This window comes from Pseudomonas sp. FR229a, assembly GCF_030209115.1.
Classification (GTDB): domain Bacteria; phylum Pseudomonadota; class Gammaproteobacteria; order Pseudomonadales; family Pseudomonadaceae; genus Aquipseudomonas; species Aquipseudomonas moraviensis_A.
Genome location: NZ_JARVSP010000025.1, coordinates 142,761 through 166,132 on the forward strand (window position 1 = coordinate 142,761; position 23,372 = coordinate 166,132).

23 protein-coding genes and 1 pseudogene are annotated in these 23,372 nt (G+C 60.9%); 7 read left to right on the forward strand and 17 right to left on the reverse strand.

All coding sequences use genetic code 11. The features are described 5' to 3' along the window. Positions 1–63: 63 nt before the first annotated feature. The 5 genes from QRN33_RS20735 to QRN33_RS20755 all read left to right on the forward strand — a co-directional run bounded on the left by QRN33_RS20735 (position 64) and on the right by QRN33_RS20755 (position 6,418). A complete protein-coding gene (locus QRN33_RS20735; RefSeq protein ID WP_285409800.1) occupies positions 64–2,532 on the forward strand; it encodes a beta-agarase in 2,469 nt (822 codons plus the stop codon). Between the two features lie 210 nt (positions 2,533–2,742). Further along, a complete protein-coding gene (locus QRN33_RS20740) occupies positions 2,743–3,888 on the forward strand; it encodes an EstA family serine hydrolase (protein ID WP_042608219.1) in 1,146 nt (381 codons plus the stop codon). A 113-nt stretch (positions 3,889–4,001) separates the two neighbouring features. Beyond that, a complete protein-coding gene (locus tag QRN33_RS20745) occupies positions 4,002–5,105 on the forward strand; it encodes an OmpA family protein (RefSeq protein WP_285409801.1) in 1,104 nt (367 codons plus the stop codon). 24 nt (positions 5,106–5,129) lie between these two features. Next, positions 5,130–5,777 carry a pyridoxamine 5'-phosphate oxidase gene (pdxH, locus tag QRN33_RS20750; RefSeq protein ID WP_285409802.1) on the forward strand — a complete coding sequence of 216 codons (648 nt, stop codon included), beginning with the start codon at positions 5,130–5,132 and terminating at the stop codon, positions 5,775–5,777. Positions 5,778–5,953: 176 nt separating this feature from the next. Beyond that, positions 5,954–6,418, forward strand: coding sequence for an outer membrane lipoprotein (locus tag QRN33_RS20755; RefSeq protein ID WP_016771369.1), 465 nt, complete (start codon positions 5,954–5,956; stop codon positions 6,416–6,418). A gap of 72 nt (positions 6,419–6,490) precedes the next feature. On the opposite strand, the pseudogene QRN33_RS20760 reads toward QRN33_RS20755, so the two are convergent. From QRN33_RS20760 to nhaA, 5 genes and pseudogenes are all read right to left on the reverse strand, one after another. Further along, a pseudogene (locus QRN33_RS20760) lies at positions 6,491–6,741 on the reverse strand (pyocin S6 family toxin immunity protein). Positions 6,742–6,763: 22 nt separating this feature from the next. Further along, positions 6,764–7,009 (reverse strand): colicin E3-like toxin immunity protein, encoded by a 246-nt coding sequence (locus QRN33_RS20765; protein ID WP_083352155.1) that lies wholly within the window; start codon positions 7,007–7,009, stop codon positions 6,764–6,766. Beyond that, positions 7,010–7,261, reverse strand: coding sequence for a colicin E3-like toxin immunity protein (locus QRN33_RS20770; protein ID WP_083352156.1), 252 nt, complete (start codon positions 7,259–7,261; stop codon positions 7,010–7,012). Between the two features lie 7 nt (positions 7,262–7,268). Beyond that, positions 7,269–8,483 (reverse strand): S-type pyocin domain-containing protein, encoded by a 1,215-nt coding sequence (locus QRN33_RS20775; RefSeq protein WP_285409806.1) that lies wholly within the window; start codon positions 8,481–8,483, stop codon positions 7,269–7,271. A gap of 219 nt (positions 8,484–8,702) precedes the next feature. Continuing rightward, positions 8,703–9,887 (reverse strand): Na+/H+ antiporter NhaA, encoded by a 1,185-nt coding sequence (gene nhaA / locus QRN33_RS20780; protein ID WP_123418052.1) that lies wholly within the window; start codon positions 9,885–9,887, stop codon positions 8,703–8,705. A gap of 250 nt (positions 9,888–10,137) precedes the next feature. Between nhaA and QRN33_RS20785 the strand changes: the two genes are divergently transcribed. Then, positions 10,138–11,232, forward strand: coding sequence for a PLP-dependent cysteine synthase family protein (locus QRN33_RS20785; RefSeq protein ID WP_065615240.1), 1,095 nt, complete (start codon positions 10,138–10,140; stop codon positions 11,230–11,232). Positions 11,233–11,348: 116 nt separating this feature from the next. Here the strand turns inward: QRN33_RS20785 and QRN33_RS20790 are convergent, their stop codons facing one another. The 3 genes from QRN33_RS20790 to QRN33_RS20800 all read right to left on the reverse strand — a co-directional run bounded on the left by QRN33_RS20790 (position 11,349) and on the right by QRN33_RS20800 (position 14,445). Beyond that, positions 11,349–12,962, reverse strand: a complete 1,614-nt coding sequence (locus QRN33_RS20790; RefSeq protein WP_285409809.1) for an NAD(P)/FAD-dependent oxidoreductase — start codon at positions 12,960–12,962, stop codon at positions 11,349–11,351. A gap of 95 nt (positions 12,963–13,057) precedes the next feature. Continuing rightward, positions 13,058–13,711, reverse strand: a complete 654-nt coding sequence (locus tag QRN33_RS20795) for a COG3650 family protein (protein ID WP_227973812.1) — start codon at positions 13,709–13,711, stop codon at positions 13,058–13,060. Between the two features lie 134 nt (positions 13,712–13,845). Beyond that, positions 13,846–14,445 (reverse strand): short chain dehydrogenase, encoded by a 600-nt coding sequence (locus tag QRN33_RS20800; RefSeq protein WP_083353404.1) that lies wholly within the window; start codon positions 14,443–14,445, stop codon positions 13,846–13,848. Positions 14,446–14,549: 104 nt separating this feature from the next. Here QRN33_RS20800 and QRN33_RS20805 point away from each other — a divergent pair, with 104 nt between their 5' ends. Beyond that, positions 14,550–15,464, forward strand: coding sequence for a LysR family transcriptional regulator (locus QRN33_RS20805; protein WP_042608207.1), 915 nt, complete (start codon positions 14,550–14,552; stop codon positions 15,462–15,464). Positions 15,465–15,579: 115 nt separating this feature from the next. On the opposite strand, the gene QRN33_RS20810 is transcribed toward QRN33_RS20805, so the two are convergent. The 9 genes from QRN33_RS20810 to QRN33_RS20850 form a co-directional block, all read right to left on the reverse strand. Then, a complete protein-coding gene (locus QRN33_RS20810) occupies positions 15,580–16,050 on the reverse strand; it encodes a DoxX family protein (protein WP_285409811.1) in 471 nt (156 codons plus the stop codon). After that, a complete protein-coding gene (locus tag QRN33_RS20815) occupies positions 16,047–16,805 on the reverse strand; it encodes an HvfC/BufC N-terminal domain-containing protein (RefSeq protein WP_285409813.1) in 759 nt (252 codons plus the stop codon). Before QRN33_RS20815 ends, QRN33_RS20810 begins: the two co-directional genes overlap by 4 nt. After that, positions 16,802–17,689 (reverse strand): MNIO family bufferin maturase, encoded by an 888-nt coding sequence (gene bufB, locus QRN33_RS20820; RefSeq protein ID WP_285409815.1) that lies wholly within the window; start codon positions 17,687–17,689, stop codon positions 16,802–16,804. Before bufB ends, QRN33_RS20815 begins: the two co-directional genes overlap by 4 nt. A gap of 25 nt (positions 17,690–17,714) precedes the next feature. Next, entirely contained in the window at positions 17,715–18,020 is a 306-nt protein-coding gene (locus tag QRN33_RS20825; RefSeq protein ID WP_042608203.1) for a BufA1 family periplasmic bufferin-type metallophore, read from the reverse strand. 284 nt (positions 18,021–18,304) lie between these two features. Continuing rightward, positions 18,305–19,006 (reverse strand): ABC transporter ATP-binding protein, encoded by a 702-nt coding sequence (locus tag QRN33_RS20830; protein ID WP_003222380.1) that lies wholly within the window; start codon positions 19,004–19,006, stop codon positions 18,305–18,307. Then, a complete protein-coding gene (livG, locus tag QRN33_RS20835) occupies positions 19,007–19,774 on the reverse strand; it encodes a high-affinity branched-chain amino acid ABC transporter ATP-binding protein LivG (protein WP_016771357.1) in 768 nt (255 codons plus the stop codon). After that, positions 19,771–21,027: a high-affinity branched-chain amino acid ABC transporter permease LivM gene (locus tag QRN33_RS20840; RefSeq protein WP_016771356.1), complete on the reverse strand. Its 1,257-nt coding sequence runs from the start codon at positions 21,025–21,027 to the stop codon at positions 19,771–19,773. Before QRN33_RS20840 ends, livG begins: the two co-directional genes overlap by 4 nt. After that, positions 21,024–21,947 (reverse strand): high-affinity branched-chain amino acid ABC transporter permease LivH, encoded by a 924-nt coding sequence (gene livH, locus QRN33_RS20845; protein WP_016771355.1) that lies wholly within the window; start codon positions 21,945–21,947, stop codon positions 21,024–21,026. The genes QRN33_RS20840 and livH overlap by 4 nt, the downstream gene beginning before the upstream one ends. A gap of 229 nt (positions 21,948–22,176) precedes the next feature. Beyond that, on the reverse strand, positions 22,177–23,304 hold the full coding sequence (locus tag QRN33_RS20850) for a branched-chain amino acid ABC transporter substrate-binding protein (protein WP_042608202.1): 1,128 nt from the start codon (positions 23,302–23,304) through the stop codon (positions 22,177–22,179). Positions 23,305–23,372: the final 68 nt, after the last annotated feature.

Genomic DNA, 23,372 nt, shown 5'->3' on the forward strand with positions numbered 1-23,372 from the left:
TCTATCTCTCTGCCAGCACTTTTCCACTGGCCTTGACTGGTCGTTAGGGAGAACTCCGTTCTTATGATCCGCCGTTCGTTGCCCGCTGTTTTCGCCTTGATCTTTGCCGCGCCGTTGCTGGCCGCGCCCGCCGGTCAGCAGACGCTGTTCAACTTCGTGCGCCCGGCCGACGTGGTCAAGGTCGCCACGGAAAACGCCGACCTGCCGCAGGCCAATGCCGAACAGACCGCGGAAGGCGAAGTGCTGCGTCGGGTGACATTCAACCCGGTCGCCCGGCCGACCTTGCGCCTGACGCCACAGACCGGCGCCTGGGACTGGTCGCAGTCCGGGATGATGACCCTGCGCCTGCAGAGTGCGATGAACTGGGCGGTGACGGTTTATGTGCAGATCCAGAGCAACGATGGCCGCACTTTGCTCAGCCGCGTCGATCTGCCGGCCGGCCCCGCGCAAACCTTGCTGGTGCCGTTGGTGGCTTCGACGCCGCTGAGTCAGGGCATGAAAGCCGGGCCGCCGATGCCGATGACCGTTGACGGCCAGCGCATCCTGCTGGCCAGCAGCACGGGCGAGATCGACCGCAGCCAAGTGGTTTCGGTGAGCCTGTCGATGGATCAGCCGAAAGTTGCGCAGAGCCTGTTGCTCGAGCGTTTCGGTGTGCAGGACGGCGAGTCGGTGACGCAGGCGGTGTACGGCAATCTGGTCGATGCTTACGGGCAGTCGACCCGCAGCAAATGGCCGGAAAAAGTCAGCAGCGACGAGCAACTGAAAAGCGCCGCCAGCAAAGAACAGCAACAACTGAACAGTTGGCTGGCCGAGCGCGAAAAGTCCTCGCTGGACAAATTCGGCGGCTGGAACAAGGGCCCGGCGTTCAAGTCCAGCGGTTTCTTCCGCACGGAAAAACGCGACGGCCGCTGGTATCTGGTGACCCCTGAAGGCCATCCGTTCTACTCGCTTGGCGTCAACACCGTCAGCCCGCAAGTCAACCAGACCTACGTGGCCGGTCGCGAATACATGTTCGAATCACTGCCGAAGAACGGCGACCCACTGGCTGCGCATTTCGGCGAGGGCGACAACCGTGGCGGTAACGGCGTCGATCAGGGGCGTGGCTACGGCAACGGCCGCTGGTACGACTTCTATGGCGCCAATCTGCAACGCCTGTACGGCGAACCGTGCCAACCGGACAGCGACAACAAGGCCGGGATCGCCGAAGCGGCGAAGGCAGGCGCGGCTGAGGCCAGTTCGGTGCAGGCGGCTGAGTCTGTGGCGGCGCCTGCCGAGCCGAAGTCAGGTATCGCCGAAGCGGCGCAGACCGACGCGGTGCAAACTTCCAGCGCGCAAGCCGCTCCGTGTACAGCCACGATTAATGAGGAACGCTGGGCTCGCCATACCCTCGACCGCCTGCAAGCCTGGGGTTTCAATACGGTTGGCAACTGGAGCGCGCCTTCGCTAGCGGACGCTGAGCGCGTGCCGTACACCTTGCCGCTGTCGATCGTCGGCGATTACGCCAGCATCAGCACCGGTAGCGACTGGTGGGGCGGCATGCCGGATCCGTTCGATCCGCGTTTCGCCATGGCCACCGAGCGCGCCGTGGCCATTGCCGCACGCGATCACCGCGACGATCCGTGGCTGATCGGTTATTACGCCGACAATGAGCTGGCCTGGGCCGGCCCCGGTGACGATCCGAAGGCTCGCTACGCGCTGGCTTACGGTACCTTGAAAATGACCACGGACGTGCCGGCCAAACGCGCCTTTCTCAAGCAATTGCGCGACAAGTACCGCAATCAGGCCGGACTGTCCAAGGCGTGGGGCATCGAGCTGCCGGCGTGGGAGTTGATGGAAGACCCGGGCTTCGTGCCGCCACTGCCCAATCCTGAACATCCGGAGATCGAAGCGGATTTCAAATACTTCCAGAAGGTCTTCGCCGACACCTATTTCAAGACCATCTCCGATTCGCTGAACTGGCACGCGCCGAACCAGATGCTGCTGGGCGGTCGCTTCGCTATCAGCACGCCTGAGGCCGTGGCGTCCTGCGCGCAGTATTGCGATGTGTTGAGCTTCAACATGTACACGCTCAAGCCGCAGGACGGTTACGACTTCGCCGCGCTGGCAGCGCTGGACAAACCGGTGCTGATCACCGAATTCAACTTCGGCTCGGCTGACCGCGGCCCGTTCTGGGGCGGCGTGACGCAATTGGCCAAGGAAGAGGATCGCGGCCCGGCCTATGCCAACTTCCTCAAACAGGCGCTGAGCGAGCCGTCGATTGTCGGCGTGCACTGGTTCCAGTATCTCGACCAACCGGTGACTGGCCGGTTGCTCGACGGCGAGAATGGCCATTTCGGACTGGTCGGCGTCACCGATCTGCCGTATCAGGGATTTGTCGAGGCAGTGCGCAAAAGCAATCTGCAAGCGCTGGAGCAGTTGGGCAAGGAGGCGCAGAAAACGCCGAATACCGAGGCTGAAGGCGGGCGCAAGGCCGAGGCTGGCAAAGCGGCGGGGGCTGCGCAAGCGGGCGGGCATTCGGGGAATGGTCACTAGGTTTCAGACCGCGTTATCGTTCTTCGCGAGCAGGCTCGCTCCCACACGGGATATCAACAGCAGCGGAGATCCCCTGTGGGAGCGAGCCTGCTCGCGAAGGGATCACCAGAAATTGCCGATCAACCGTCTGGCCCGCGCCTGTTCCCAAATCCCTCAAGGGCTGGAACAATGCGGACCACTTTGTAGAGCGTTTTCGCGGGGGAGTTGCGGGTGCAGATTCAGGGACATTACGAGCTTCAATTCGAAGCGGTGCGCGAGGCTTTCGCCGCACTCTTCGACGATCCCCAGGAACGCGGCGCAGCCCTGTGCATCAAGGTCGGTGGAGAAACCGTCCTCGACCTCTGGTCTGGTACCGCCGACAAGGATGGCACCGAAGCCTGGCACAGCGACACCATCGCCAATCTGTTTTCCTGCACCAAGACATTCACCGCCGTCACCGCGCTGCAACTGGTCGCCGAAGGCAAGTTGCAACTCGATGCCCCGGTTGCCCGCTACTGGCCGGAATTCGCCGCCGCTGGCAAAGAATCGGTGACCCTGCGCCAATTGCTCTGCCATCAGGCCGGCCTGCCGGCGCTGCGCGAATTGCTCGCCCCTGAAGCCCTTTACGACTGGCAAACCATGGTCGACGCCCTTGCGGCCGAAGCGCCGTGGTGGACGCCGGGCACCGGTCACGGTTATGCCGCGATCACCTACGGTTGGCTGGTCGGCGAATTGCTGCGCCGCGCCGACGGGCGTGGGCCGGGCGAGTCGATCGTCGCTCGGGTTGCCAAGCCGTTGGGGCTGGATTTCCATGTGGGCCTGGCCGACGAAGAGTTTCATCGCGTGGCGCACATCGCCCGTGGCAAGGGCAATGCCGGCGACGCCGCGGCGCAGCGCCTGCTGCAAGTGACCATGCGCGAACCGACTGCCATGACTACCCGCGCCTTCACCAATCCGCCGTCGGTGCTGACCAGCACCAACAAGCCGGAATGGCGCCGCATGCAGCAGCCTGCGGCCAACGGCCACGGCAATGCGCGCAGCCTCGCCGGGTTTTACGCCGGCCTGCTCGACGGCAGTCTGCTCGAAAGCGAGATGCTTGAAGAGCTGACCCGCGAGCACAGCCTCGGCGACGACAAAACCTTGCTCACCCGCACCCGTTTCGGCCTCGGCTGCATGCTCGATCAGCCGGACGTGGCCAACGCCACCTACGGCCTCGGCCCGCGCGCGTTCGGCCATCCGGGGGCGGGCGGCTCGATCGGTTTTGCTGATCCCGAGCGCGATGTCGCCTTCGGTTTCGTGACCAATACTTTGGGGCCTTACGTTTTGATGGATCCGCGCGCGCAAAAGCTGGCGCGGGTGCTTGCCACTTGTCTATAAAGCTTCAACTGAGGTTCCAGGATCGGAACCTCGAAGGGATTTTCGTTTCAAAACGGCTGTTTATCCGGGCGAAAGTGCTCTGATTTTTCATTACTTCATTTTGTGGATTTTCAATGTCATCTAAAAAGACCCTCGCCCTGGCCCTGTGTGTAGCGATCACCGGTTGCGCACAGAACCCGAAAAACGACGCGGACGGCGGCAGCTGGTGGCCGTTCGGTTCTTCCGACAAAGTTGCGACCAAAGATCCGGCTCCGGCCCCAGCTCCGTTGAAACCGGCGGCGACCGCGCCAGTGGCCAAAGCCGAGAGCAGCAACCCGTGGTACTGGCCGTTCGGTTCCAGCGATGAAGCGGTAAAAGCTGATCTGAAAGCCGAGGTCAAACCTGAAGCCAAACCGGTCGAGGTGGCCAAGGCCGAGGCCGAGTCCAATGGCAAATGGTGGTGGCCGTTCGGCGGTAAGGATCAGCCAACCGCCAAAGCCGTGCCGATGCCGGATCCGAAGGTGACTCAAGCCTGGCTCGACGACTACGAACCGCGTCTGCGTGAAGCGGTGAAGGACAGCAACCTGCAACTCGAACGTCGCGACAACGTGCTGGTAGTGACGGCGCCGGTAGAAGGCTCGTTCAACCCGGACCGTCCAGCGATGCTGCTGCCTGTCACCCTCGGCCCGTTCACTCGCGTGGCGAAGATCCTTGAAGCCGACCCGAAAACGGCGGTGCTGGTGCTCGGTCACAGCGACACCAGCGGCGCTGCGCCGGCCAACATCAAGCTGAGCCAGGAACGTGCGCAATCGGTGGCAGCGATCTTCCGTCTCAGCGGCTTGCAGCGTGACCGCCTGATGCTGCGCGGCATGGGTTCGGAAGCGCCGCGTGCGGCCAACGACAGCGTTGAAGGCCGGGCCTTGAACCGTCGTGTAGAGCTGCTGGTCACCCCGCAAAACACCATGGTGGCACTGCTGAGCAAATACAACATGCCAGCGCCGAAGCCGGTGACGATGGTCGCCGCGCAAGACGTCAAGCCAGTGGCCAAACCAGCCACCCCAGCGCCTGCGGCGAAGAAAGCTGCTGTGCCGGCGACGAAAAAGGCGCCAGCCAAGAAAGCTGCCGCTAAGGCTCCAGCGAAAAAGGCTCCGGCCAAAGCTGCGGCGAAAAAGACTGCGCCAGCCAAAGCCGCCGCGACCGACAAGAAAGTCGCCGCAGCCGACGCCGCGAAGAAGTGATCCGCTAACGAAAAGGAATCCGCCATGACCCAGGCTCTGGCCGATATGCGTCGCGATTACACCCGTGACGGTTTGACCGAGGCGCAAGCCCCGGCCGAGCCGTTTGCGTTGTTTCATCAGTGGTTCGCCGATGCGGTGAAAACCGAGCAGGCGCCGGTGGAAGCCAATGCCATGACCCTGGCTACGGTCGATGCCGACGGTCGTCCGCATTGCCGCATTCTGTTGCTCAAGGGCCTGGACGAGCAGGGCTTCACCTTCTTCACCAACTACGACAGCGCCAAGGGCCAGCATCTGGCAGCCAACCCGTTTGCCGCCATGACGTTCTTCTGGCCAACCCTGGAGCGCCAGGTGCGCATCGAAGGGCGGGTGGTAAAGGTCACGCCGCAAGAGTCCGATGCCTATTATCAGGTGCGTCCATTGGGCAGCCGCCTGGGCGCCTGGGCGTCACCGCAGAGCCGCGTCATCAACGGTCGTGGCGAGCTGGAAGATTTGCTCAAGGCCACCGAGCAGCGCTTCAGCGACAGTCATCCGCACTGCCCGGAACACTGGGGCGGTTACCGTTTGTTGCCCGAGCGCATCGAGTTCTGGCAGGGCCGTTCGAGCCGCCTGCATGATCGCCTCAACTACCGGCTGCAGGGCGCCGAGTGGATTCTTGAACGTCTGGCACCCTGAGCAGTCTACCGAGCGGGATGAAGGGCGATGGCGGATCGGTGATTTCACGCTACTTTAAGTGAACGCTCGCGGCATCTGTACCCAGCCTGAATGGAAGCCAATTTTATCCGGAGGGTGTCGTGACAGACGCCAGGCCACGGAGTTTAATGAACACATGTTCTTTTGGAGTTGATGCTATGCGTAAGTCTGTTCTGCTGGTTGCTTCCTTTTCCACGATGGCGATGTTGCTGACCGGCTGCCAATCGAGCCTCACCGGCGACTCCTACTCCCGTGACGAAGCGCGTCGTGTGCAGACGATTCGCATGGGCACCATCGAATCCCTGCGACCGGTGAAAATCGAAGGCACCAAAACCCCGATCGGCGGCGCAGCAGGCGCAGTGGTCGGCGGCGTCGGCGGCAGCGCCATCGGCGGCGGCAAGGGCAGCATCGTTGCTGCGGTCATCGGCGCGGTGGCCGGCGGCCTGCTGGGCTCCGCCACCGAAGAAGGCCTGACCCGCACCCAGGGCGTGGAAATTACCGTCCGCGAAGACGACGGCAGCATGCGCGCCTATGTGCAGCAGGTTCAGGAGAATGAAGTGTTCCGCGTTGGCGAGCGGGTACGGATTTCCACCGTTGGCGGGACCAGCCGCGTTTCGCACTAAGCGGGAAGCCGGGTAAAGAAAACCCCGATCAGGTGACTGGTCGGGGTTTTTCTTTGCTTGTGAGTGGGTCAGTCAGTATTTGACGCAGGTCCCCATGAAGTATTCGAGGCCCTTTGGGAAACTGACGCTGAGCAGATTTTCCAGTGCGGTTACCTGATCCTGAGTCAACAACAACTCGCCGGTTCCACCTCACCCAAGGGCTTGGATTCAATGAGCTGGGCGACTCTTTCATTCATCTCGCTGCCTGTGATATCCAGCTCGAATTGCAAGGAGTCATCTTGGGCTTCGTCAGGGAAAAAACCGGTAATTAAAAGAAAGTGCATGGAGCTAATACTTCCGGGGCTGTTAGCCGTAGTCAAACGAAATTTGATAGTCGTGAACTCTCAAATCGATTTGATGTTGAAAATACGGCTGAATGGTGGCGAGCCAATTTTGAGCGACGTTGAAACTGCCATTGTTGATGTTGTCCGCGGCGGGAATCCCCAAGGCGTTTAACACTGACTCGTCATCACCCAGGTCTTTTGACGACTCTTCCCCCTGAAACTCCAAGGTTGCTGTGTCGTACCATTCCAATCTCAGTTCCAGTCCCATCTACCATTCATCCCGGTAAACGAACGATACCTGATAGTCGTAAGAAGAAAATTGAATGGAATGCTGGAAGTATGGCTGGAGAGTCTTGATCCAATCGGCTTTCACATCAAATCCGCCGTTATTGAAGCTTTTCGACGGTAGGCCTAATGCTTCCATTAATGAGCCGTCCTCGCCAAGGTCTTTCGACAGTTCCTCCCCTTCACCCAGTTCGGTTTGCTGGTCGTACCATTCGAGTCTGGCTTTAAGTCCCATGTAATCCTCATAAATATTTTTTGATACTACGGTTCTTTTTGGGTGGATCTATCTGTTCACCAGTTCTGTGGTCGTAAGAGCCTAAATGGCTACCATCGCTTGCGCGGTAGGCTTCAAGCTCGCCATGTAGATAGTCCCATTCATAGATTATTCGGCCTTTTGCGTTGATCCAGCGATCCCTAAGCCCGCCGTTGAACGGTGTTTTCTTCTTTGCTCTTCTTAAATCAGGAAAGGCCGTGATATCTGACGTTTCCGGCGCTGGGTGATAGGTATGTCCGGCCTCGGCGGTGCCTTTCGCAGTACTGACAACAATGTAGATCGGTTCTACACCCGAATCTGCCGGAAACACCAAAATGAAATCCCGATACTCCGGCGGATAAACCGGATTCACCAGAATCCCGTCCGCCGCTTTCGTCGGTGGATACACCCAGATATGCGGTGCCTGCGGGGCAGCCTCCAGCGCCGGAATGCCGAGGATGTCCGAGCCATCCACCGCCGGGGTCCAGAGCAGTTCGACGCCTTCACCCAGATCGGCAACGAACCGGTCGCCGCGTGCAGTGAACTGCACGACATCGACCATTTCCCAATCGCGGTTGTTGCCGGTGTAGAAGCCGTAACCCTTGAGGCTGCCATTGGCCTGTTGCTCGACGCGCAGGCGTACGCGTGTTCTGGCTTGTTTGAGTGTGCTCAGTTGCTCGTCGGTATAGAGCGCGCTGTCGCCCAGGCTGGACGGGATCAGCAGCGCAACCAGCCCGACCAAGGGCGCAGCCACCGCACTGGAGACGAGCGCCGGCAGCGCTTCAAAAGCCGAGCCTGCCAAGGCCAGACTGCCAAACCCGATCGGGATCGCATTGGCGCTGATTTTCTTGAGTGGAATGCCGCCGCTTGCGTCGGCTTCGCGAGCGCCGAGCAGGATCAGCTCGCCGTAATCCTTGAGGCTGTCGGTCGGGACCATGCCGGAAGGATTGCTGTAATCGATGATCGCATCCGGCAACTTGCAGGACTTGGCGAATACGCACCCGGCACGCACAGTTTCAGGTTTTTTCGCCGCCACTTCCCGGCTGCGCTCGAAAGCCTCCTGCCGCGCCAGCATCGCATCGTAGGCATTTTGCCCGGCTTCGCGCTCGGCCAGTTCAGCCGCCGTCATATAGCGCCAGGTAACGTGATGTCCGTCGCCCTCCGGTGGGTTTTGCACCCGGGGAATGTCCTTGTACCGCGCCACTGATCGTCCCTTCGTTCACCATCGACAGCCCCTGGAGAGGGGCTGCACGACGTTATCGAAGCGGGGAAAGCGCGGCTGTAGGACGCGTCGCTAAAGACGTGGGGATTGTTCGCTGCTTAACTGAGAGGCGAGGAATCTGTGGCGAGGGAGCTTGCTCCCGCTGGGGTGCGAAGCGCCCCCAAGAAGTGGGCGTGCTGCGCAGTTCAGCGGGAGCAAGGGTTATTGCAGTTGTGAATTCTTGCGACTCGCCGCCGCCGTCACTGCATAACCAATCAGCGCCGCGAGAATCGAGCCGGTGAGGATGCCCATCCGATCCATTCCTGCGTAATCACTCACGCCGGGTTCGAAGGCCAGCGAGCCGACGAACAGGCTCATGGTGAAGCCGATGCCGCAGAGGATCGCGACGCCGAGGACCTGGCCCCAGTTGGCGCCTTGGGGCAGGGCGGCGATGCCGATCTTGACCGCCAGCCAGGTCAGGCCGAACACGCCGATGGTCTTGCCCAGCAGCAGGCCGATGGCGATGCCCATCGGTACGTCGTGGGTGAAGCTTTCGACGGTGACGCCGCTCAGCGACAGGCCGGCGTTGGCGAAAGCGAACAGCGGCAGGATGCCGTAGGCGACCCACGGGTGCAGCGCGTGTTCGAGGGTCAGCAGTGGCGACGGCTCGGCATTTTTCGTCCGCAATGGGATGCAGAAAGCCAGGGTCACACCGGCCAATGTGGCGTGGACGCCGCTCTTGAGCACGCAGACCCAGAGGATCAGGCCGATGATCATGTACGGCCCGAGCTTGACCACGCCGAGCCGGTTCATCGCCACCAGCGCGGCAATGCAGGCCGCCGCCAGGCCCAGCGAAAGGGTCGACAGTTCGCCAGAGTAGAAAATCGCGATGATGACGATGGCGCCGAGGTCATCGATGATTGCCAGGGTCATCAGGAACAGTTTCAGCGAGACCGGCACGCGCTTGCCGAGCAGCGCCAATACGCCGAGGGCGAAAGCGATGTCGGTGGCGGTAGGAATGGCCCAGCCACTCAGGGCGGCGGGGTTGTCGCGGTTGAGGAACCAGTAGATCAGCGCCGGCACCAGCATGCCGCCGATCGCCGCAGCGCCGGGCAGGACGATCTGCGAGGGCCTGGACAACTGACCGTCGAGCACTTCGCGTTTGACTTCCAGACCGATCAGCAGGAAGAACAGCGCCATCAGGCCGTCGTTGATCCACAGCAGCAGGGGTTTGGCGATTTTCAACGCACCGATCTGCGCCACCACCGGAGTGTCGAGCAGGCCGGTGTACAGCCACGACAATGGTGAGTTGTTGATGATCAGGGCGAGAATGGCTGCGGCGATCAATAACAGACCGCTGGCAGCTTCCAACTGAAAGAAACGCGTGAAAGTGCTACGCAGAGGCAAGGTCGCTCTCCATCGATTGGTGAAAAAGGTGGGCTACCCTAACCCGTACCGTTAGTTGTTAAAACAAAAGTTATATTCTTTTTTGTTATATGGCGTTACAGGCTGTCTGGCTCGGAAGCATTGAGCCTAGCAGTTGCCTGACACATTGAGACTCAGCTGTATCTTTGCCGTCTGCGGGATATTTCCTAAGCTTGCGCAAGACCTTTTTCAGGAGACCCATCTCCTGTCCGACTCCATGAGAAACGAGACCATGAGCGACAACCGACAGTGGGCCCGCGAAGCCATCCGCATCATCGAGGCGGATTTCCAGCGCAGCGCCGACACCCACCTGATCCCTTTGCCGCTGCCCGGTTTTGCCGGCATCGAGTTGTATTTCAAGGACGAATCCAGCCACCCGACCGGCAGCCTCAAGCATCGCCTGGCCCGTTCGCTGTTCCTTTACGCGCTGTGTAACGGCTGGCTGAAACCCGGCGCGCCGGTGATCGAAGCGTCCAGCGGCTCGACGGCGATTTCCGAAGCGTATTTCGCGCGCATGCTCGGTTTGCCGTTTATCGCGGTGATGCCCGCGACCACCTCGAAAGAGAAGATTGCCCAGATTGCCTTCTACGGTGGCCAGAGCCATCTGGTGCAGGATCCGACGCAGATATACGCCGAATCCGAGCGTCTGGCCCGCGAGCATGGCGGTCACTTCATCGACCAGTTCACCTACGCCGAACGCGCCACCGACTGGCGGGCGAACAACAACATCGCCGAGTCGATCTTCCAGCAGATGCGTTTCGAAAAACACCCTGAGCCGACTTGGCTGATTTCCAGCCCCGGCACTGGGGGCACCACCGCTACCCTCGGGCGTTACGTGCGCTATCGCCAGCACTGCACCCGCGTGTTGTGTGCCGATGCCGAGCGTTCGGTGTTCTTCGATTTTTACCAGAGTGGTGATGCGAGCCTGCGCCTGGACTGCGGCTCGCGCATCGAAGGCATTGGCCGGCCTCGGGTGGAAGCATCGTTTCTGCCCAAGGTCATCGATGCGATGGTCAAGGTGCCGGACGCCTTGTCGCTGGCGGCCATGCATTATCTGGCGCAGCGTTTGGGGCGGCATGTCGGCGGCTCGAGCGGGACCAATCTGATCGGCGCCCTGATGGCGGCGCAGCAGATGAAAGCGGCAGGGCATTCTGGGTCAATCGTGGCGATCCTGTGCGATGGCGGCGAGCGGTATGCCGACACGTACTACGATCAGGATTGGCTGAAAGCACAGGGGTATGAACTGGGTGATTTGATTGCAGCGGTGGCGGCGAGTGCCGAGCGCGGGGAGGCGCTGCCGACCTCGGTGTTGCGCGCGAATATCTGACACGCCCCAATCAAATGTAGGAGTGAGCCTGCTCGCGATAACGGTGTGTCAGACGCCATAAATGCTGACTGACACGCCGCTATCGCGAGCAGGCTCACTCCTACAAGGGTTTTGTATCAGTCATTAAGGCCGAGGATATCGCGAGCCACGGCCTCGGCAATGCGAATCCCGTCGACGCCCGCCGAGAGAATCCCGCCGGCATAGCCCGCGCCTTCCCCGGCCGGGAACAGGCCCTTGACGTTCATGCTCTGCAGCGACTCGTTGCGGGTGATGCGCAGCGGCGACGAAGTGCGGGTCTCGATCCCGGTCAGCACGGCGTCGTGCAGCGAATAACCGCGAATCTGCTTTTCGAACGCCGGCAAAGCCTCACGGATTGCTTCAATGGCAAAATCCGGTAGTGCCAGAGCCAGATCACCCAGCGCCACGCCCGGCTTGTACGACGGCTCGACTTCGCCCAGTTCGGTCGAAGGCTTGCCGTTGATGAAATCGCCAACCAGTTGCGCCGGGGCCTTGTAGTCGCTGCCGCCAAGGATGAACGCGTGGGATTCCAGGCGTTCCTGCAACTCGATACCGGCGAGCGGGCCGCCCGGGTAATCGACTTCCGGGGTGATGCCGACGACGATGCCGGAGTTGGCATTGCGCTCATTACGCGAGTATTGGCTCATGCCGTTGGTGACCACACGATTGGGCTCGGACGTCGCCGCGACTACGGTGCCGCCCGGGCACATGCAGAAGCTGTAGACCGAACGGCCATTCCTGGCGTGGTGCACCAGCTTGTAATCGGCAGCGCCGAGTTTCGGGTGGCCGGCGTATTTGCCCAGACGTGCACGGTCGATCAGCGATTGCGGGTGCTCGATGCGGAAACCCACCGAGAACGGCTTGGCTTCCATGAACACGCCACGGCCATGGAGCATGCGGAAGGTGTCGCGGGCACTGTGGCCGAGGGCGAGAACCACGTGTTTGGAATGCAGGGTTTCGCCGCTGGCCAGTTGCACGCCGAGCAGTTGGCCGTCTTCGATCAGCACGTCGGAAACGCGCTCCTGAAAGCGCACTTCACCGCCCAGTTCGCGGATCTGCTCGCGCATGTTTTCGACCATGCCGGTCAGGCGAAACGTACCGATGTGCGGCTTGCTGACGTAAAGGATTTCTTCCGGTGCGCCGGCCTTGACGAACTCATGCAGAACCTTGCGCCCGAGGAATTTCGGGTCCTTGATCTGGCTGTAGAGTTTGCCGTCGGAGAATGTACCCGCGCCGCCTTCGCCGAACTGCACGTTGGACTCGGGATTGAGCACGCTTTTACGCCACAGGCCCCAGGTGTCCTTGGTGCGCTGACGGACTTCGGTGCCGCGTTCGAGAATGATCGGTTTGAAGCCCATTTGCGCCAGCAGCAGACCGGCGAAGATACCGCACGGGCCGAAACCGACGACGATCGGCCGCTGGCCGAGATCGCTCGGGGCCTGACCGACGAATTTGTAGCTGACATCCGGCGCCACGTTGACGTTACGGTCGTCGGCGAACTTGCCCAACACCCGGGCCTCATCGCGTACGTTGAGGTCGATGGTGTAGATGAAGCACAGTTCGGAGGACTTTTTGCGCGCGTCATAGCTGCGCTTGAACAAGGTGAAATCGAGCAGATCATCGCTCGCGATGCCCAGACGCTGCACGATGGCGGCGCGCAGGTCTTCTTCGGGATGGTCGATTGGCAGCTTGAGTTCGGTGATTCGTAACATGGCGGGATCCGGATTCGCGGGGCGCACAACTGCGCCAGGGCGTTTGAAGGCGGCGATTATAAGCCGCCGCGAGCGGATCCGTGGGGGAAAAACGATCAGTCGTTGCGCGCGCCGCCGAAATAGCCGCAGCCGCGCTGCACCTGACCGTCGATGCGCAACTCGGCGCTCATGTGCTGCACGCTGCCGGTACTGCTGTCGACGCAGCGCTGCGGCGCGACCCATAATTCGATGCGCTGGTTGTTGGCTTCGCTGCTGAGATTGAAGCGGCCGTCGCCCAGTTGCTCTTCCACATAGGGCACGGCGAGCGGGGGCTGGCCGTCGCGCTCGATGACCATGCCTTTGCCGCTGACCTTGGCGTTCCACTCCGGGCCATGGCCGGCGGCGCGCAGGATCAACAGTTTGAAATTCGGGTCATCGCAGGCTGTGCCCGAGCGTTCGACGCGATACAACTGGCCCAGGTCGAGGCGATCGCCGGAGACCTTGCCGCGCACATCGGCAAACAGCTTGCCTTGCTCGTCGGCGAGGGTGGCGGCCTCTTGCAGGACGCTGGTGCCGCCGATGTCATTGACCACCAGTTGCCGCTGCTCCTGACACGGCTGGAACACCAGTTTGCCGTCGGCGGCGGTCAGTTGCCCCTGCATCCGCGTCTGCCCGGCATGGGACACACTTGCACGCTGGCCGTCGAACAACTGGCAGGCGGCAAACAACGGCAGCAGGGCAACGAGGACGAACGAACGGGCAACACGCATCTTTGGCTCTCCAGACAAGTGCTGCCACGTTACGCAGCCTGACCCCCAAATGCAAAAGATCGCAGCCTGCGGCAGTTTCTGCAGGGAACCATAAGTCCTGTGCAGGAGCTGCCGAAGGCTGCGATCTTTTGCTCTTAACCGACGTGAAACGTCTGCCCTGTTTGCAATCCCTCGACACTTTTCGCGTAGGCCAATGCGACGTCCGCTGCAGGAACCGACTTGAAGCCACGGAAATAGGGCGCGTATTTGCCCAAGGCTTCGGTCAGGACGGTCGGGCTCACCGAGTTCACCCGCAGGCCCCGCGGCAGTTCGATGGCGGCGGCGCGGACGAAGCTGTCGATTGCGCCATTGACCAGCGCTGCCGAGGCGCCGCTGCGAATCGGGTCGTGGCTGAGCACGCCGGTGGTGAAGGTGAACGAGGCGCCGTCATTGGCGTACTCGCGACCGATCAGCAGCAGGTTGACCTGGCCCATCAGTTTGTCTTTCAGGCCAAGGGCGAAGCTGTCTGCAGTCATCTCGTCCAGCGCTGCGAACGTCACGTTGCCCGCTGCGCAGATCAGCGCATCGAACTTGCCGGTCTGTTCGAACAGCTTGCGGATCGACGCGCTGTCGCTGATATCCACCTGCAAGTCTCCGCTGTTGCGGCCGATGCGGATGACTTCGTGGCGTTGCGACAATTCTTTGTCCACCGCCGAACCGATGGTGCCGCCGGCGCCTATCAACAGAATCTTCATCGAGCTGTACCCCAATTGAGTGAATGAGGTTTCAGTCTAGGGTGGTTTTTTCCGTGGATAAGCGCACTAATGGGCAACCTTTGGTTTTCAATTGGAAACAATCCATGAGCGAAATGGATGACCTCGCCGCATTCGCCGTACTGATCGAGGCCGGCAGTTTCACCCTCGCGGCGCAGCAGTTGGGCTGCAGCAAGGGCCAGTTGTCCAAGCGCATCAGCCAGCTGGAAGCGCAGTTCGGTGTGGTGTTGCTGCAACGCACCACCCGCCGTTTGAGCCTGACGGCGGCGGGGGCGGCGCTGCTGCCGCAAGCGCAGGCACTGGTGGTTCAGGTTGAACGCGCACGGCAGGCTTTGGCGCGGTTGAAGGACGACATGGCTGGCCCCGTGCGCATGACCGTTCCGGTGTCGCTCGGCGAGACCTTCTTCGATGGCTTGCTGCTGGAGTTTTCCGGGCAATACCCCGAGGTGCAGATCGAGCTGGAGCTGAACAACAGTTATCGCGATCTGTCCCGCGACGGTTTTGATCTGGCGATTCGCGCCGAAGTCGCCAATGACGAGCGGCTGGTGGCCAAGCCGCTGTTGGCGTGGCACGAAATGACCTGCGCCAGTCCGGCGTACCTTGAGCGCTTCGGCGAACCGGCGGCGCCGCAAGCCTTGGCCGAGCATCGCTGCTTGCTCAACAGCCATTACAGCGGGCGCGAAGAGTGGTTGTATCACCAGCAGCATGAGTTATTGCGGGTGCGGGTGTCAGGCCCGTTCGCCAGCAACCATTACAGCCTGCTGAAAAAAGCCGCGCTGTCCGGCGCCGGCATCGCCCGTTTGCCGTCGTATCTGCTGCAATCCGAACTGGCTGACGGCCGCTTGCGCTGGCTGCTGCGCGATTATCAGACCCGACGGATGCCGATGTACCTGGTGCACCCGTATCAGGGCGGATTACCGAAGCGCACGCAGGTGTTGGCGGATTATCTGATGGGCTGGTTCAAGCGCAGTGGCGAGGCGCTGGATCGACTGCAGCGCTGAAAGCAATCCCCTTTGTAGGAGTGAGCCTGCTCGCGATCACGGTACATCAGCTACGAATTCATCAACTGACAGTCCGCTATCGCGAGCAGGCTCACTCCTACACTTCAGGTCAGCCTTAGAGGCGGCGAGCAATCAGGTGATCAATCGACAACTTGCCCGGGCCGGTCGCCATCAGGTACAGCAGCACCGCCGCCCAGGTGCCGTGGGTCGGGTAGGCATCAGGGTAGACAAACAGTTGAATGGTCAGGGTCATGCCGAGCAAAGCCAGCGCCGAAAACCGTGTGGCGAAGCCGAGCAGGATCAGCAGCGGGAACACGTGCTCGGCAAACGCCGCCATGTGTGCGGCAATCTCCGGCGACAACAGCGGCAGGCTGTACTCGCTCTGAAACAGCGGAACCGTCGAATCAGCCAAGCGCGGCCAGCCAAATTCAAATGTGCCGTCAAACAAGTCGACGGCCAGCCCTTCGATCTTGGTTTGCCCGGATTTCCAGAACACGGCGGCGATGGAAAAACGCGCGATGAAGGCAATCAGACTGTGGGGGATTTTTTCGAACGACGCGATGACGCGCAGGATCAGGCTGTTCATGGCAACTCCTTGTAATTGAGCCGGGTGATCGCGTTATGCGCAATCAACAGCGCGAGGGTTTGGGCGAGATCGAACGGCGGACTTTTCTCTGCTGCCACCAGCAGTGGTCGCCCTCCGGCAAGGTGACGAATAAACACGCTCGCCGCGGTCTCGAGAGCAAACACTTCAACATCGAGACCGTTGCGCAGCACCAGGGCGTGTTGGCCTTGATTCAGGCCAATGCCCGCCAGACTTTGCTCCTGCTGATGCGCGGCCCAGATCGCAACCACCGCATAGGCGGAGTCGAGCAAATGCAACGAAGGATGTAATTCGAAACACAGCTCGCTCAGCGACTGCGGATCGGCCAGCGCGGCGCTGACTTGCTCCGGCCGGATCGGCTGCGCATCGGCGGCGTGATAGGCGAGGGTGCGCAAATATTCGAGTCGCGCGACATCGGCCACATAAGGCACGCCGGCGATGGGTTCGAATTGCCCGATGAAGTCAGCGAAGCCCTCGCCGTAACGGCTCATCAACGGACTCTGTGGCGGCTGACTGCGTACGAAAATCGCCGCCATGGCGCGGAAAAACTCCTCACCGACCAATTGCTGCACCACTGGATAACTGTCGGCCAGGGCATTGATCAGCGAGCTCTGCACATTGTTGCGATAGACCGCGAAACGCCGTGACGGATCGGCGCCATTGCGGCTGCACAGGCCCATGGGGTACGGCAGTTGCACATCGAGCAGGGCGGCGGCGAAGTCCGCTTGCGTGCTCATGCCGCACGCTCCGCTCGGCGCAACAGCGTATCGGCGTGCTGCGCTTCGGCAAGCAACACGTCGAAGGCCGGCACGTGATTGTCACGTTCGATCAGCGTCGCCACCGGGCCGATCCGACGCAGCACTTGCCGGTACAGATCCCAGACAGCCTGATCAATCGGCGCGCCATGATCGTCGATCAGCAAGCGATCGCCGAGGTTGTCGCGATCTTCAGCGAAGCCGGCCAGATGAATCTCGCCGACTGCGTGCAGCGGTAACGCATCGAGATAGGCCAGTGGATCGCGCTGATGATTGATGCATGACACATAGACATTGTTGACGTCGAGCAACAAGCCGCAACCGCTGCGGCGGATCACTTCGGCGATGAACTCGGCCTCGTCGATCGTCGAATGCTGAAACGCCAGATAGGTCGCCGGGTTCTCCAGCAGCATTGTTCGTTTCAAGGTGTTCTGTACTTGATCGATATGCGCGCAGACGCGGTTCAGGGTCGGCGTGTCGTAGGCCAGTGGCAGCAGATCATTGAGGAACACCGGGCCATGGCTGGACCACGCCAGATGTTCGGAAAAGGCTTGTGGTTGATAGCGCTCGATCAGCTCGCCGAGGCGTTTGAGGTGCTGGCTGTCCAGCGGGCCTTCGCCACCGATCGACAGTCCGACGCCATGCAAGGACAGCGGGTACTGTTCGCGAATCAGACCAAGAAAATGATGAAACGGGCCGCCGGCCACCATGTAGTTTTCGGCGTGGACTTCGAAGAAACCGAGGTCCGGTACGGAGCCGAGCACTTCGAGGAAGTGCCCGGTCTTGAGCCCCAGCCCGGCGCGGGCAGGAAGCTCGGTGCGAGCGGCCTGAGTGCGCGGCAGGGACGGTTCGTGATGACTGAACATGGGCGTCACTCAGGCAGGCCTTGAATCAGGACTTGGCTTTGAAGGCTTCGAGCTGGCCGAAGCCGGTCGGCGAGGTTTTGCTTTCGGTGGTAGCGCAGGTGCCTTTAGGAACGAGTTTCCAGGCGTTGGCCTGATAGTCCGTTTTCGCCGTGCCAGCGCAGGTGGTGCCGGCACCTGCAGCGCAATCGTTCTTGCCTTTGAGGGCCACGCCGAAGCATTTTTCCATGTTGGCATCGGCGGCCTGGGCGGTGGAGACAGTGGCGATGCTCAGAGCGGAACCGAGGGCCAGAACCAGGGCGGTGGCGGACAGGGTGCGGGTAGTAGCAGTCATGATGTTTCTCCAGTTTTTTATCAGGGTTTCTGCAAGCGGTCTGCGCTTGCTTGTCCCTCTAGAGAACGGGGGGCGGGATGCGTTACACGCGGGGCTGAATTTTTTATAAAAATCTTCAGACCACCGCGTCCCCTGTAGGAGTGAGCCTGCTCGCGATGGCGTTTTGTCAGTCACTGCCGTTGCGACTGATACACCGCTTTCGCGAGCAGGCTCACTCCTACAGGGGATTTGTGGTGGGCATGAAAAAACGGCCCGAAGGCCGTTTTTTTGTCCAGCGATAACATTCAACCGCCGAGGTACGCCTCGCGTACTTTCGGGTCGGTCAACAGCGCTTCACCGGTGCCTTGCATGACCACACGGCCGTTCTCCAGCACGTAGGCGCGGTCGGCAATTTTCAGCGCCTGGTTGGCGTTCTGCTCGACCAGGAACACCGTCACCCCGTCCTTGCGCAGCTGTTCGATGATGTCGAAGATCTGCTGGATGATGATCGGTGCCAGGCCCAGCGACGGCTCGTCGAGCAGCAGCAGCTTGGGCTTGCTCATCAGCGCACGGCCGATGGCGAGCATCTGCTGTTCGCCGCCGGACATGGTGCCGCCGCGCTGGTTGAAGCGCTCTTTCAGGCGCGGGAACAGGCCGAGAACCTTGTCCATCTGTTCCTGATAGTCGCCCTTGTCGGTGAAGAATCCGCCCATGGACAGGTTTTCTTCCACGGTCAGGCGGGCAAATACCCGACGACCTTCCGGGACCACGGCGATGCTCTTGCGCATGATCTGCGACGAGTCCTGGCCGACCAGTTCCTCACCCATGTAGCGGATGCTGCCGCTGTGCGCTTGCGGCGAACCGCACAGCGTCATCAACAGCGTGGATTTGCCGGCACCGTTGGCGCCGATCAGCGTCACGATCTCGCCCTGACGGACTTCGACGTTAACGCTGTGCAGGGCCTGGATCTTGCCGTAGAAGGTGGAAACGTTTTCGAACTGCAGCATTTACGCTTCCCCCAGGTAGGCTTTGATCACTTCAGGATTGTCGCGGATCTGTTCCGGCGTGCCGTCGGCCAGCGGAGTGCCCTGGTTGATCACGACGATGTGGTCGGAGATGCTCATGACCAGTTTCATGTCGTGCTCGATCAGCAGCACGGTGACGTTGTGCTCTTCACGCAACACACCGATCAGCGCCTTGAGGTCTTCGGTTTCCTTCGGGTTCAGGCCGGCGGCCGGTTCGTCGAGCATGAGGATCCGCGGGCGGGTCATCATGCAGCGGGCTATTTCCAGACGCCGTTGCTGGCCGTAGGCGAGGGTGCCAGCGGTGCGGTTGGCGAACTCTTTGAGGTTGACCTTTTCCAGCCAGTACTCGGCAAACTCCATCGCCTCGCGCTCGCTTTTGCGGAACGCCGGGGTCTTGAACAGGCCGGACAGGAAGTTGGTGTTCAAGTGACGGTGCTGGGCGATCAACAGGTTCTCGACCGCGGTCATGTCCTTGAACAAACGCACGTTCTGGAAGGTACGCACCACGCCCTTGAGGGCGATCTTGTGGCCCGGCAGGCCCTGGATGGGCTCGCCGTCGAGCAGGATGCTGCCGCCGGTAGGCTGATAGAAACCGGTCAGGCAGTTGAACACGGTGGTCTTGCCGGCGCCGTTCGGGCCGATCAGGGCAACCACCTGTTTTTCCTTGACGGTCAGCGCCACGCCGTTGACCGCCAGCAAGCCGCCGAAGCGCATGCTCAGATTTTCGACTTTAAGGATCTCGCGGCTCATTTGCGCAACTCCATGTGTGGGCGTTGCATCGGCAGCAGACCTTGTGGACGCCAGATCATCATCAGCACCATCAGCGCACCGAACATCAACATGCGGTACTCGCTGAACTCACGCATCATTTCCGGCAACAGGATCATCACGATCGCCGCCAGGATCACGCCCAGTTGCGAGCCCATGCCGCCCAACACGACGATGGCGAGGATGATAGCCGACTCGATGAAGGTGAACGATTCCGGGGTCACCAGACCCTGACGCGCGGCGAAGAAGCTGCCGGCGAAACCGGCGAACGCAGCACCCAGGGTGAACGCGGAGAGCTTGATCACGGTCGGGTTCAGGCCCAGCGCACGGCAGGCGATTTCGTCTTCACGCAGCGCTTCCCACGCGCGACCGATCGGCATGCGCAGCAGACGGTTGATGACGAACAGCGCGGCCAGCGCCAGCAACAGCGCAACCAGGTACAGGAAGATCACCTTGTTGATCGAGTTGTATTGCAGGCCGAAATACTCGTGGAACGTCTGCAGGCCTTCGGCGGCCTTGCGCTCGAAGGTCAGGCCGAAGAACGTCGGCTTCTCGATGTTGCTGATGCCGTTCGGGCCGCCGGTGATGTCAGTCAGGTTACGCAGGAACAGACGGATGATCTCGCCGAAGCCGAGGGTCACGATCGCCAGATAGTCGCCACGCAAACGCAATACCGGGAAGCCCAGCAGGAAGCCGAATGTCGCCGCCATCAGGCCGGCAATCGGCAGGCAGATCCAGAAACTCAGGCCGTAGTAGTGCGAGAGGAGCGCGTAGCTGTAGGCGCCGACGGCGTAGAAACCGACGTAACCCAGGTCAAGCAGGCCGGCCAGACCGACGACGATGTTCAGGCCCAGGCCGAGCATCACGTAGATCAGGATCAGCGTTGCGATATCCACCGCGCCACGGGAACCGAAGAACGGCCAGACCAGGGCGATCAGAATCAGCGCAATGATGAAATAGCGCTGGGTGGTCGGCAGGGTCAGGAAGTTGCTGGCCTTGGCCGGGATCAGCGGCATGCCCGGCGAGGAACGCCAGGCCTTGCTGATCTGCTGGTTGAACAGCACGCGCAGAAACATCAGCACCGAGCAGATCGCGATGGTCGCGAGTACCGCCGGGCTGGTGTTGTGCACCTCCAGATTGATGCCGACGATGGTCAGTTTCAGTCCGAGTACCGGGTAGGCCACCGCCCACACCAGCAAGGCACTGAACAGTGCCTGTTTAAGATTCCTAGTCATACTTTCTCAACCTCCGGACGGCCCAGAATGCCGGTCGGACGGAACAACAGCACCAGAACCAGCAGGCCGAACGCGACGACGTCCTTGTACTGGTCGCCGAAGATATCGGCACCGAACGCTTCCGCTACACCGAGCACCAACCCACCGAGCATGGCCCCGGGGATGCTGCCGATGCCGCCCAGTACCGCGGCGGTGAAGGCCTTGAGGCCGACAAGGAAACCGGCGTTCGGGTTGATCACGCCGTATTGCATGCTCAGCAGCACCGCCGCCACGGCGGCCAGCGCAGCACCGATGACGAAGGTCAGGGCGATGATGTTGTTGGTGTTGATGCCGAGCAGGTTGGCCATCTTGATGTCCTCGGCACAGGCGCGGCAGGCGCGACCCAGGCGGGAACGGGAGATGAACAGGGTCAGGCCGAGCATGGCGATCAGGGTCACGACGAACACCACGATCTGCATGTAGGAAATCAGCACTTCTTGTGCGCCACCCGGACCAAAGGCGAAGTTGCCCGGGATCAGGTTGGGGATCGCTTTGTCCTTGGAGTCTTGCGCCAGCAGAACGGTGTTCTGCAGGAAGATCGACATACCGATGGCGGAAATCAGCGGGATCAGACGGTTGCTGCCGCGCAGCGGGCGGTAGGCGATCCGTTCGATGCTGTAACCGTAGGAACTGGTGACGACGATGCTGGCGATGAACGCCGCGGTCATCAACAGCGGGACACTGTCGAGTCCCATCATGGTCAGCCCGGCGATGGCGATGAACGCCACGTAGGAACCGATCATGTACACCTCGCCGTGGGCGAAGTTGATCATTCCAATGATGCCGTAGACCATCGTGTAGCCGATGGCGATCAGGGCATACATGCTGCCAACGTTGAGGCCGTTAACCAGCTGTTGGAAGAAGTGATAGAGGTCAGGCATTACAGCGCTCCTAAAAACCTGTACGCATTTCACTGGTGGAGTCATTTTCCCGCCCGGCCCCGTGGATCTCTATCCACTTCGAATCCGGGTTTTGCCAGCGAACCGCTGATGACGGTTTTGAGATTTTCAGGTGGGCAGACTGGCGGATCACGCCAGCGCGGCCCTTACATTCGCAAAACAAAGCCCACGGCACGCCGTGGGCTTTATTGGCAGTCAGTCGGGCAAGGCCTTACTGAGGCGAAACTTCGGTTTTAGGTTTGCCGTTGTGCCACTCGTACACGACAAATTTGAAGTCCTTCAGGTCGCCCTTGTCGTCGAAGCTCAGGTCGCCGGTCGGGGTCTTGAACGAACCGGCGTGGATGGCTTCAGCGACTTTGGCCGCGTCTTCGGACTTGGCCGCCTTGATGCCTTCGGCAATCACGGTCACCGCCGAGTAGGACGGGAACACGAACGGACCGCTCGGATCTTCCTTCTTGGCTTTGAAGGCGTCAGCCAGAGCAACGTTGGCCGGATCCTGGTCGAAGGACTTCGGCAGGGTCACCAGCAGGCCTTCGGAGGCGTCCTTGGCGATCTGGGTGATCGAGTCGTTACCCACGCCTTCCGGACCCATGAACTTGGCTTTCAGGCCTTTTTCCTGAGCCTGACGCAGAATCAGGCCCAGCTCCGGGTGGTAGCCGCCGTAGTAGACGAAGTCGACGTTGGCTTGCTTGAGCTTGGCGATGATTGCGGAGAAGTCCTTGTCACCAGCGTTGACGCCTTCGAAGACGGCAACCTTGGTGCCTTTCTTCTCGAGGGTCGATTTCACGGCGGTGGCAATGCCTTCACCGTACTGCTGTTTGTCGTGCAGCACGCCAACCACTTTAGGTTTCACGTAATCGGCGATGTAGTTGCCGGCGGCAGGGCCCTGGGCGCTGTCGAGACCGATGGTACGGAAGATCATTTTGTAGCCACGGGCGGTGATGTCCGGGCTGGTGGCAGCCGGGGTGATCATGATCACGCCTTCGTCTTCGTAGATGTCCGAAGCGGGCTGGGTGGAGCTGGAGCACAGGTGACCGACCACGAACTTGACGCCATCGTTGACGACCTTGTTCGCTACCGCTACCGCTTGTTTCGGATCGCAGGCATCGTCGTATTCAACGGCTTCGAGCTTCTTGCCGTCGACGCCGCCCTTGGCGTTGATCTGCTCGATGGCCATTTTCGCGCCACTGAACTGCATGTCGCCGTACTGGGCTACTGGACCGGTCTTGGGGCCGGCGATACCGATTTTGATGGTGTCAGCTGCGAACGAATGGCTGGCAACCCCGGCCAGAACCATAGCGGCAAACAGTTTGGAAATCTGCTTAGTAGCCTTAGTCATAGTGCTCCACTCTTACTGTTGTATTTTTTAGAGTTCTGGCGCCGTAGCAGCAGAACCGGGTCAGATAT